Source organism: Lysobacter enzymogenes, from assembly GCF_017168095.1.
In the GTDB taxonomy this organism is placed as follows: Bacteria; Pseudomonadota; Gammaproteobacteria; order Xanthomonadales; family Xanthomonadaceae; genus Lysobacter; species Lysobacter enzymogenes_D.
Genome location: NZ_LXSD01000179.1, coordinates 1 through 241, shown reverse-complemented (window position 1 = coordinate 241; position 241 = coordinate 1). Strand labels below are relative to the sequence as shown.

The 241-nt window shown below is 46.5% G+C and carries 1 rRNA gene; it reads right to left on the bottom strand.

Annotated features, from left to right (window positions below):
- A 16S ribosomal RNA gene (locus A7A76_RS04880) occupies positions 1–241 on the bottom strand; the annotation flags it as partial.

Sequence of the window (241 nt, the reverse complement as noted above, 5' to 3'; positions counted from 1 at the left end):
GGGTATCTAATCCTGTTTGCTCCCCACGCCTTCGCGCCTCAGCGTCAGATTTGAACCAGATAGACGCCTTCGCCACTGGTGTTCCTCCTAATATTTACGAATTTCACCTCTACACTAGGAATTCCTCTATCCTCTTTCAATCTCTAGGCTAGCAGTTTTAAAAGCAGTTCCAAGGTTAAGCCTCGGGATTTCACTTTTAACTTACTAACCAGCCTACGCGCCCTTTACGCCCAATAATTCC